Here is a 9758-nt window from a genome sequence, read left to right on the forward strand (position 1 = left end):
ATCGGTGAAGGTCCTCAGGCGCGGAGATCTGGCCAGGCTGACCGGCTGCAATCTCGAGACCATTCGCTACTACGAGAACATCGGCGTTATGCCCGAGCCGCCGCGCTCCAGCAAAAACTATCGCGTCTACGATGATCGGCATGTCGCGCGCTTGTGCTTCATCATGCGCGCGCGCGAGCTTGGGTTCACGCTCGACGAAGTCCGCGATCTGCTCGCCTTGGTCGATGGCGGTGCCCAGACCTGCGGCGAGGTGCAGGGTCTGGCAAATTCGCATCTCGCCTCGGTCCGCGCCAAGATCGACGATCTCAAACGCATCGAACGCGTGCTGTCTTCCACCGTGGCGCAATGCACCGGTGACGATGTCCCTGAATGCCCTGTGATCGACGCGCTGACGGAGGTGACCTGAAGGGCCATAGTTGAGGACGCCCATGCATGTCAGCCAAGCGGACAATGGTGCCAGCGCCGTTGTTTGCGATCATTCGTTCCCCGCGGAGTCCTGCGTGGTCGCCGCATGTTCGGGGACCAGATAGCGCGGCACGATCCACAGATAGGCGACCATGCCGAAGAGCTCGACGAGCGACTGGAAGACGATGACCACGGCCGCCACGTTCCACTCCGGTCCAAGCACCAGCACCAGCGGAAGTACGACGAAGGAGTTGCGGGTTCAGAGCGAGAAGATGACCGTTCGTCACCCGCTAGTGCTCTGAGTCTGACACTTCCTACCTGTTTCCGCGAGTTTCATCGAGTTTGTCCAGCGCGCGGCGCTCCCGTGCGAGAATATCCTTTGCGGTTTTGGTCCATTTGAAGGGCTTTGGCTTCTCGTTGTGGTGGGCCAGATAGTCGTAGATCGCGGCCTCAAGATCATCGACGCTGGAATAGCTGCCTCGCCAGATGCGCCTTGATGTGATCTCGGCAAAGAAGCGCTCCACCAGGTTCAGCCATGACGCGCTGGTGGGCGTGAAATGCAGCCTGAAGCGCGGGTGTTTTTCGAGCCAGGCCTTCACCTCAGGCGTCTTGTGGGTGGCGTAGTTGTCGAGCACCAGATGCACATCGCGCCGCGTGGGCACAGCCTTGTCGATTTGTCGCAGGAATTTCAGGAACTCCTGCGCACGATGGCGTGGCATGCAATCGCCAATGACGGTGCCTGATTTCACATCCAGCGCAGCAAACAGCGTGGTCGTGCCATGGCGTTTGTAATCGTGCGTTACGGTCGCGGCACGGCCCTTCTTGAGCGGCAGTCCGGGCTGGGTGCGATCCAGCGCCTGGATCTGGGATTTCTCATCGACGCAGAGCACCACAGCACGGTCTGGCGGGTCGAGGTAGAGTCCGACGATATCGGTGACCTTCTCCTCGAACTTCGGGTCATTCGAGACCTTGAACCCCTTCGTGAGATGCGGCTTCAAGCCAGCTTCGGCCCAGATGCGGCCGACGCTCGACGGCGAGATGCCCATGGCTTCGGCCATTAGCGCGCGGCTCCAGTGCGTTGCATTGGGCGGGGTTTCCTGCACCGTCTTGGCGATCACCTTCAGCCTTGTTGCCATGGGCAAAGGCGGCACCCGCGAGGGTCGCGTCTTGTCACGCTTGAGACCAGCCACGCCCTCATCGAGATACCGCTGCTGCCAGCGCCAGACCGTGGGTTTCGACGTGCGCGCGCGTCGCATGATTTCGAACGTGCCATGACCGTCCGCTGTGGCCAGGACGATCTCGGCCCGCCAGACAAGCTTGCGCGCAGTGTTGCGGTTGCTGATCAGGGCTTGAAGTTCAGCACGGTTGGCGGGGCCAAGGTAAAGGCAGATGTCATCGCGTCTCATGCCCCAAATATGGCACATCACGTTGCCGATGGGAATCATCTGTCAGGCGGCGAACACTAGTGGACAATCCGGCCGCCCGCCCGGTCGCCGCACCGAGAAGTGCTGCGGCGACGAGGTAGGCGACGTAGGCGCCCGCCACCTGCGCCAAAACCGGCAGCGCATCCCGTACCGCGTCGACTTGCGAGGCCGCGATCAGGAACACCACGACAGCCAGAAGCGGAACCGGCAGCCAGGCGAGGCGATTTACGATCGCGGCCCGCTCCGGGCGCGCCTCTGCCCAACGCTCCAGCAGGAAAGCCGCTGTGAGCGGCAGCAGGACAAGCGCCGCAAAGACGGCGGCAATGCGGTCGGCGGCGAGAAGCTCAAAGAATGCCTCGCCGAGAAAAAGCCAAAGGAAGAGCGGCAGACAGGCGAACTGAACCGCGAGGAGGATCGGTGTCGCGGACGCGGCACGCACCGCATCGCCGCGACCGAGATGGGTGAATGTGATGAACCAGTCGGTGCAGGGCACCAGCAGCACGACAAGCACCCCGAGCCGAAGCGCAGGATCGTCAGGCAGGAACGCGATCAGCCCCCAGACCAGCAGCGGCACCAGGACGAAATTGCCGATCAACATGGTGCCGATGAAACGCCGGTCGCGCGTCGCGCGCGGCAGGTGCGCTAGCGGCATCTGAGCGAAGGTAGTGAAAAGCATAAGCCCCAACACCGGCCAAAGCAGCGCCTCGAACACCCCCGAGATACCGGGGGCGAGCGGGCCCAAGACCAGACCGGAAAGGATGGCAGCGAGGTAGATCCAGGCTTGATGGCGTTCGAGATTTTGCAGCTTCATGTCCTGCCCCTGCTCTTTCCGAAGGCGATTTTCAAGAAGACATCACTGGACAGGCCATTGCGACAACGGCTCGTTCGTCGCTTGGAGCGTTGTATGGTCTGTCCGGTTTATACCCGCAGACCGGTCACGACCCAGTCGACAATGCTTTCATGGTAGTTGGGGACGTGGCGATAGCCGAATTGTCTCAGCCGATCAGCCGAACTCTTTGACCTCGAGCATCTGCAAAACGGTGCTCCTCACCGTTTCAGCCGTGCTGCGGATAGACGCAACATCGGCGCGCACAGATCGCTTCGACAATCAGTTTGTGGCGCGCCACATTCGGAACCGTCCTTGCCCTGTTAGCTCGCGGACCAGATCCCGCGCTTCCATCCAGGCGAGGTTGCGCTGGACAGCGGCGCGGCTGGCTCCGGTCAGGGCCTCGGCCATAGGGGCAGAGACCAGGGGCCATTCGGTCAGCACTCCGCGCAGGGCTGGCGGCGTCTTGCCCGAGAGTGGGGTCATCTCGGCTTCCGCCAGCGCCGACCATGTCTCGATATCGTCGAGGTGCCGCATCGCGGTCAGGCAGGCCGTTTCCATTTTCTCGAGCCAGCGCGCCAAACGTTCAGCCGGGGGGCCGCCGGCGCGCAGCGCCCCCGCCCCACCCATGGCCAGGGGTGCGAATATTGCCCCCTCGCCCTCATGCGCGGCAATGCGCGACGCCGTGATCGCCGCTTCCATTCGGTTGCTCTGCTGTCCGAGGCCCGCGAGGCTCCAGAGGTGAAACCCCATGCAGGCACGCGTGATCGGGTGCAGGTCGGCGGCTTGCGCCATCAGGTCAAGCCACCCGCCCGCGCGATCCGCGAAGGGCTCGGCTTCATCCACCATGTTCTCGGGGTCACGGCGATCGAGGAAGGCGGTCAGGTCCACGTCTGGGCCGGGACCGCCTGTAAGACGCCGCACCGCCCATCCGACACGCGCAAGCGCTGCGGTGTCGTCCTGCACGCCGGACAAGCGCATGGATATCCAGAGCGCCAGCCGATCCGGGCCAATTCGGTCGCCTGCAAACCAGCTGAGGTCTGCCGCCTCGATCAACGCAAGCCTGTGCCGCCAGCCTTCCGGGCCACGCTTCAGACGGTCGTCTAGCGCCCCGATCCGGCCGGCCACACGGGCAAGGCGGGCAGCATGGCCCGCCTCGGCACGTCGCCAATCGTCAAGAACAGCGGTCTCACGCACTTCGGCCCTAGGTCCGGGCGGCAGATAATGCGGCTCCTCTTCCATCGGACCGGGCAGGAACCACTGTCGCATTTTCTTCACCATTTCAGCACATGATTATTACGTGATTTCTGGATGATACGGGGTAAGCACACATCATTTTTCAGCTTAAGGCTTCAATTTTGGTTCCGTATTTCAGCAAGTGGCCGCCCTGTTGGCGCATGACCCAGCCGGTCTCGGAAGTTTCATATCGATGACGTCCGGCGAAGCGCATGCCTCGGATGAAGCGTGGGCCAAGGCGACGCGTACCGCGCGCGAGTTGGACCGGATTCTTGACGGAGCGGCGCCGGTGCGTGAGGCCGTGATGCGCGCGGCATCCGAGCTGCGGCTCTCGACACGCCAAGTCTACAACTATCTGGCGCGGTATCGGGAAGAGCGCAGGGTATCGTCCCTTCTGCCGCGAAGGAGTGGAACAAGACAACCAAGGATCAACCCCGCAGTCGAGAACATCATCGCGGTGACCCTGCGGGAGATGTGGTTGCGCCCGGAGCAGCCGGACCTTGCACCGATCGTTGAAGAGATCCGCACCCGCTGCGCAGAGGAAGGGCACACTCCACCCGCCTATGTCACTGTCGCCCGGCGGATCCCCATTCTGTTCGCCCCGGAAGAAATTGCCCGCCGCCGCCTGTCGGATGGTAAACACCTGCACCGGCTGAAGCCGCGACCGGGCTACATCCGGGCTAACCACGCGCTCGACGTTGTCCAGATCGATCACACGCCGGCAGACATCCAATTTGTTGAGGTGATTGATGACCACGGTGTCTTCGTTGGTCGTCCCTATCTGACCATCGCTGCAGATGTGGCCACGAGCGCGATCATCGGCTTCTGCCTGACCCTCGAGCGGCCGTCACGACTGTCTGTCGCGCTTTGTCTGGCGCACGCGATGTGCTGCAAGATTGACTGGCTGGCAGAACGCGGTATCGATCATGCTTGGCCGATGCACGGTCGCCCGAAGCAAATCGTCGTCGATTCCGCCAAGGAGTTCCAGAGCAGCACCTTCAGCAGAGGATGCGCGGACTATGGCATCGCCATACGCATGCGGAACAAGGGCACCGTGCATCGGGGCGGAGTCGTGGAACGCCTGCTTGGGAAAGTGAACACCGCGCTACGCGCCTTGCCCGGCAAGACGGGGCGTTCCATCGCGGATCGGGGCGACTATGCTTCGGAAGCGCGGGCACGGCTCAGCTTCGCGGATCTTGAACGCTGCATCGCGCTCGCGATCATCGACCACAACCTGAGCCAGAATGCGCGCAGGCTGACCGTTCCGGCGAAAGAGTGGGAAGATCGGTTCCAGCCGAAGGACCGGCCTATCGATGCGCCTGTCGATGTGCTGCTGAATTTCCTGCCACGCAAGACGCGGAAAATTTCACCTCAGGGCTTCAGTCTCTTCGCCATCGACTATTTCGAGCCCTGGCTTGGCCCGCTGGTTGCGCGTCGTGACCGGCTGGAGCCGCTCGATCTGTGCTATGATCCTCGCGACATCAGCCATGTCTACGTCAAGGATCCGGATACGCAGGCCTGGCGGCCGGTCAGGCGACGGGACGGACTGGCCGAGCCGATCACGCTTTGGCAGCACCAGGCGGATCGACAGCAGCGGCGTGAAATCCAGCGGCGCCCTGTGCAGGAGGCATCAGCCATCCGACGCGAAATCGCCGCAACTGTTGCCGCCGCCAAAACCCCCAAAAGCCGTTTGAAGGAGATGACCCGCGCCCGGCATGCCACCGAGGCAAAGAAGCCTTATGCCGACTTCGCTACGCCTTCCGCCTCGGCCCAGGCAAAGCTCGACCCGGATCGTCCGCGGCGGGTCTTCCCAATCGAGGATTGGTAAGGTGCCGGACCACCTCATGTCCGCCACCGTCCCACTCTTGCAGGCCGATGACGCAGTGCGGATCGCCCATGTGCGCGCGCCGCGCTGGATCAGCCATCCGGCGGCCGGCGCGGCGCATGACGCGATGCGACTGCTGCTCGAGCGACCGCCATCCCTGCGCCCACGCGGTTTGCTGCTTGCCGGTCCCTACCATAACGGCAAGACCATGATCGCCGAACGCTTCGCCGTCGAACATCTGCGTGTAGCCGAGCAGCAAAAGGTGTGGGTGATTCAGACCCGGGAAGGTGCAGGGCTGTCGCATTTCTATGCCAGCATCCTGTCCGGATTGCGCGCGCCACAAGCCGCTGGCTGGCGCAGCCTGGCCCGCGCCGGCGATCAGGTCGATCATCTTCTGGAGCGCCTGAAGCCGCGCCTTTTGATCTTCGACGAGTTCCACAGCGCGTTGCGCGGGCGGCGCGAGGATGTGAAGGCCATCTTCTCGTTCTTGCGACGGATCGCACGAGTGCATGACATCTCACCCGTCCTTGTCGGCGAAATCGCGATCTACGATGCGGTGCATGACACGGACGAAATGGGCTCACGCTTCGATACGATCCCCATTCCACGCTGGGCGTATGACGAGGATTTCGCGACACTTCTGGACAGCCTTGAGGTAAGTCTGCCGCTAGCCAATGCCTCCGATCTGTCGCGCGAACCCTTGGCAAAGATCATCCACGATCTGTCAGAGGGGCTGATCGGCGAGGTTATCGAGATAGTCACCAGGGCGGCAGTTGCGGCAATCTCGCGCGGTGAGGACCGGATCACGGGCGCAACCCTGTCGGACCTTGGCTATGTGCCTCTCTCGAGGCGCCGCAATTCCGCTTTGCGTCACGAGATGACATGAGGTTTGGGCCGACCGGGATCTCCGTGACGCCTGCAGAGCGGTATGAAAGTGTGGCGGGAAACCGTTGGCCCATGAGCATTATGCCCGCACCAGGTGAACTTCTGTCGAGCTGGCTGCACCGCCTCGCTTACGCAAACGGCATACCTCCGCACTATTTTGGTGCGCTTCTCGGAGCGCCAGGTCAGAACTGGTCGGCACGTCTTGATCGAGCGATGCCAGATCGCATTCTGCAGTTTCTGGGAGAACATACCCACATACCCTTGGAAGACATCGCGGCTCTGACCATTGCTCCTGACCCCTTGGCCCGGTTGCGTTTGCCCCTGCGGGCATCGCCTCAGCAGAGTTGCGCACCAAAGACGCAGGCGACCTGGCTGCAATTCTGCCCGGCCTGTCTGGCGGAAGACGAAACGCCCTATTTTCGCCGAGGCTGGAGCCTGGCGACACGCGTTTCTTGCTTTCACCACGGTTGTCGGCTTCGGGACAGGTGCCCATCTTGCGGGGGCGGATTGGCTCCGTTCAGCCAGAAGCGTCTTGTGCCGCATCAGATCTGCGCCCGGTGCGGCGCGGCCCTCTGCAAACGCACCCGTCCTGCCACCAATGGGGTTCGGCGTCTTGAGCGTCTGATCGACGATCTGCTTCGTCTGCAGGCAGCAGGGCATAGAATGGCAGAAGGACGATCACTGCCGGACCTTCTTGGATCGGCTTGCTTTCAATTTGGTAAACAGAGTGTATCCATCTTGCGCCTCCCCCATCGGGATCGCTATCAGCTGTTTCAGAAATTGGCGGAAGGGCGGTCGACGCCGTTCGAAAAGAGAAGAAGTTCCGCGATTATCTATTGGAAACGCGTCGTTCAGGCTGCGCCAGCTTGGAGCGGACTGGTCACATCTTTCAGCGATGCCGTCCTGCCTCGGCCCAAAGCTGGGCCTTGCTCTACCACCGCTGGCCCGCATTTGGCGGATCTCGTTCAGGCGGCCGCGCGGCTCGATCAGCAGCGGCAAGCGCTGTAAAAATTCCCGGTGAGTTTCAGGCGCGCGCGGCCAGCCCGGCATCATTCAGCTGTTCAGCGTCTGGCAGGTCGCGCAAGCTCTCCAGCCCGAAAGCTGCGAGGAACGCGTCTGTGGTCACGAAGGTATAGGGGGCACCACGACGCGGCGCGCGCGGCCCAGTTCCAATCAGACCCTGCGCATGCAGCCTTCCGATCAGGTCCCGGCTGATCTCTTTGCCAAAGATGTCTTTGAGCCCATCGCGGGTGATCGGCTGGTGGTAGGCGATGGCCGCCAAAATCGCGACGTCGAACTCGTTCAGGTCCAGCAACTGGTCTCCGACATCCGCTGCGGCGCGGATCGCAGGCGCGTAAACAGGCCGCGTCCGGAACATCCACCCCCCTGCGACCATGGCAATCTCGAACGCCCGCCCTTCCAGATCAGCGGCAAGGTCTTCCAACAGCAGATCAACCGAAGTCCCCTGCCCCACTATGCGCGCCAGATCCTCGCGCGGTACAGGCGAGGCAGAGGCAAACAGCACCGCCTCGATCCGGCGCATCCATTCCCGCCAGCGCAACTCCGGTGGCAGGTCGAGCAACTCGCGATCAAGCTCAGCTTCTGGTCGATCCTTCGACTTCCTTTCCGGTCGCATGTCCGAACCGCGAAACCGGTTCCCACTTTCGCTGTCCATGCTCATGGCTACACCCCGTAGAGCCGGAATGTGTCGCGCCCGGTTAGCTCACGGACCGCGCCGAGATCGACAAGCCGGTCACAGAGCCGCCGCGCCGCGCGGTCCGGCAAAGGCAGGGCACTGGGCGCCACGGCGTCCTGCGTCAGGAATATTTTCACCGCCGCCCCTGCCCCCTTGGCCCGAAGCTTTGGTGCAACTCCTTTCAAAAGCGAAGCCCGACGCGCGAGATCGACAGCCAGACGCGCGGCCTCGACCGCGGATGCGGTCACTGCGCGATGACAGGCTAGGCGCAAATCGTCACCCCGCTTGCGCAGGTCTGTGCGTTTCAAACCCGCGGCCAGCAGCGGCACGACATGATCCCAACCAAGCGCCTGGGCGAGGGCGACGTCCGCGAGGATCAACGCCGGGACTTCGGCACGGGGTGCCTCCGTCAGGACAGCATCCAGCGCCATCGCGGCACGGGTCACCGGCGCTCCCTTCCCCGTATCGAGCCATGTAGCAATCTGGCCCAACTCCAAGATCGGCAAGGCTCGGCCCAGAGCCTTGATCGACACCGGCCGCTCCACCGCGCGACGCCAGGCAAGGTAAGTTTCCCCCGCGGGACCAGGTAGATCGCCAGGGCGCAGAAGATGAATCGCGTCGCGCAGCTCTTGGGCTCTTTCCGGCCGACCAGAAAACCCGGCACATGCCTCGGCCGCTCGCAGCGCCAGCCGATCCCGCAACAAGGCTTTGGGGACCTCTTCGCGTCCCAACACAAGATGCAGGTGGTTCAGCGCCGCGCCCGATAAAAACGCCACATCTTCAAAGGCTTCAGGACGTGCCGAGGTGACCCATGCGGGCATCCGGGGTAGAGTGTCTGTGTCGATGGAGTGTTCCGGTCGGGCAAATGTCATGACTGAAGCCTAAACCATCGCGGCGCTTTGCTCCAGAAAATAGCACAGAAAACGCCTCGCTCTATCTTTTGCCATGATGTCCAATAAGTTTACATTATCGGACGTAAAAATGATATGCTCAAAAACATGGGTTGTCGTTTTAGTTTCATGGGTGGATTCGGCCAAAATCCCCCCTCTCGTCGAGGAAATTTCCATTTACCGGTGGACAGGCCTCTTGCTCAACCTGTGGACTCGTTCCGCTCCAGCTTCAACTGCGCGCTTTCCTTTGCCGTTCCGTGGATCTCGCCCATCCGTGAGCCACGGCAATGGGGCGGCACGCCGGAACAGGACGAGGGCGGCCTCCGGCACGACTGCGCCGGGCACCAGATCTGCTCCAAAGAGATCATGCAAGATCACCAGCGTCAGAGCCCGCCAGCGCACTGATAGGTGCTGAAGAGGCGCAAGCCGACCGACGGCCGCGCGGGCTTCGTAAGGGCAGTTCCAGCCCGGTTCATCGTACCAGAGCGCAAGGACAGGCCGGGCTGCCCCGTCACGATCAAGCGGTGCCCAGAGGGTGCGAATTGCATGCTCGAGTCGATCAAGACGGCCG

General features: G+C 62.5%; 10 protein-coding genes and 1 pseudogene. 4 read left to right on the plus strand and 7 right to left on the minus strand.

Annotated elements, in window-relative coordinates; translation table 11 throughout:
- Nucleotides 1–4 precede the first annotated feature (4 nt).
- Entirely contained in the window at nucleotides 5–406 is a 402-nt protein-coding gene (locus tag A3722_RS12180; RefSeq protein ID WP_037953553.1) for a MerR family transcriptional regulator, read from the plus strand.
- Between the two features lie 69 nt (nucleotides 407–475).
- Here A3722_RS12180 and A3722_RS25090 read toward each other — a convergent pair whose 3' ends face one another.
- The 4 genes from A3722_RS25090 to A3722_RS12195 all read right to left on the minus strand — a co-directional run bounded on the left by A3722_RS25090 (nucleotide 476) and on the right by A3722_RS12195 (nucleotide 3924).
- Nucleotides 476–607, minus strand: a complete 132-nt coding sequence (locus A3722_RS25090; protein ID WP_264753311.1) for a hypothetical protein — start codon at nucleotides 605–607, stop codon at nucleotides 476–478.
- Nucleotides 608–719: 112 nt separating this feature from the next.
- Nucleotides 720–1811 (minus strand): IS630 family transposase, encoded by a 1092-nt coding sequence (locus A3722_RS12185; protein WP_067627158.1) that lies wholly within the window; start codon nucleotides 1809–1811, stop codon nucleotides 720–722.
- Nucleotides 1798–2640 (minus strand): arsenic resistance protein, encoded by an 843-nt coding sequence (locus tag A3722_RS12190; RefSeq protein WP_236627399.1) that lies wholly within the window; start codon nucleotides 2638–2640, stop codon nucleotides 1798–1800. Before A3722_RS12190 ends, A3722_RS12185 begins: the two co-directional genes overlap by 14 nt.
- Nucleotides 2641–2937: 297 nt before the next feature.
- Complete coding sequence (locus A3722_RS12195; RefSeq protein ID WP_236627400.1) at nucleotides 2938–3924, minus strand: hypothetical protein; 987 nt, start codon at nucleotides 3922–3924, stop codon at nucleotides 2938–2940.
- Between the two features lie 160 nt (nucleotides 3925–4084).
- Here A3722_RS12195 and A3722_RS12200 point away from each other — a divergent pair, with 160 nt between their 5' ends.
- From A3722_RS12200 to A3722_RS25310, 3 genes and pseudogenes are all read left to right on the plus strand, one after another.
- Complete coding sequence (locus A3722_RS12200) at nucleotides 4085–5719, plus strand: Mu transposase C-terminal domain-containing protein (protein WP_067627162.1); 1635 nt, start codon at nucleotides 4085–4087, stop codon at nucleotides 5717–5719.
- A gap of 16 nt (nucleotides 5720–5735) precedes the next feature.
- Nucleotides 5736–6602, plus strand: coding sequence for a TniB family NTP-binding protein (locus A3722_RS12205; RefSeq protein ID WP_009573528.1), 867 nt, complete (start codon nucleotides 5736–5738; stop codon nucleotides 6600–6602).
- 80 nt (nucleotides 6603–6682) lie between these two features.
- A pseudogene (locus tag A3722_RS25310) lies at nucleotides 6683–7066 on the plus strand (TniQ family protein); the annotation flags it as partial.
- Nucleotides 7067–7279: 213 nt separating this feature from the next.
- On the opposite strand, the gene A3722_RS24800 reads toward A3722_RS25310, so the two are convergent.
- From A3722_RS24800 to A3722_RS12220, 3 genes are read right to left on the minus strand one after another with little or no spacing between them, the layout of a single operon-like run.
- Nucleotides 7280–7600 (minus strand): hypothetical protein, encoded by a 321-nt coding sequence (locus tag A3722_RS24800; protein ID WP_236627401.1) that lies wholly within the window; start codon nucleotides 7598–7600, stop codon nucleotides 7280–7282.
- A 25-nt stretch (nucleotides 7601–7625) separates the two neighbouring features.
- Nucleotides 7626–8237 (minus strand): SMC-Scp complex subunit ScpB, encoded by a 612-nt coding sequence (scpB, locus tag A3722_RS12215; protein WP_037240140.1) that lies wholly within the window; start codon nucleotides 8235–8237, stop codon nucleotides 7626–7628.
- A gap of 47 nt (nucleotides 8238–8284) precedes the next feature.
- Nucleotides 8285–9169, minus strand: coding sequence for a DUF1403 family protein (locus tag A3722_RS12220; RefSeq protein ID WP_067627165.1), 885 nt, complete (start codon nucleotides 9167–9169; stop codon nucleotides 8285–8287).
- Nucleotides 9170–9758 lie beyond the last annotated feature (589 nt).

The sequence above is a fragment of the Sulfitobacter sp. HI0027 genome (assembly GCF_001634775.1).
Lineage (GTDB): Bacteria > Pseudomonadota > Alphaproteobacteria > Rhodobacterales > Rhodobacteraceae > Sulfitobacter.

Bases quoted from the DNA above. Each gene is read 5' to 3' on its own strand.
- A3722_RS12185 (WP_067627158.1), bottom strand. From the start codon at position 1,811: ATGAGACGCGATGACATCTGCCTTTACCTTGGCCCCGCCAACCGTGCT.
- A3722_RS12190 (WP_236627399.1), bottom strand. From the start codon at position 2,640: ATGAAGCTGCAAAATCTCGAACGCCATCAAGCCTGGATCTACCTCGCT.
- A3722_RS12195 (WP_236627400.1), bottom strand. From the start codon at position 3,924: ATGCGACAGTGGTTCCTGCCCGGTCCGATGGAAGAGGAGCCGCATTAT.
- A3722_RS12200 (WP_067627162.1), top strand. From the start codon at position 4,085: ATGACGTCCGGCGAAGCGCATGCCTCGGATGAAGCGTGGGCCAAGGCG.
- A3722_RS12205 (WP_009573528.1), top strand. From the start codon at position 5,736: ATGTCCGCCACCGTCCCACTCTTGCAGGCCGATGACGCAGTGCGGATC.
- scpB (WP_037240140.1), bottom strand. From the start codon at position 8,237: ATGCGACCGGAAAGGAAGTCGAAGGATCGACCAGAAGCTGAGCTTGAT.
- A3722_RS12220 (WP_067627165.1), bottom strand. From the start codon at position 9,169: ATGACATTTGCCCGACCGGAACACTCCATCGACACAGACACTCTACCC.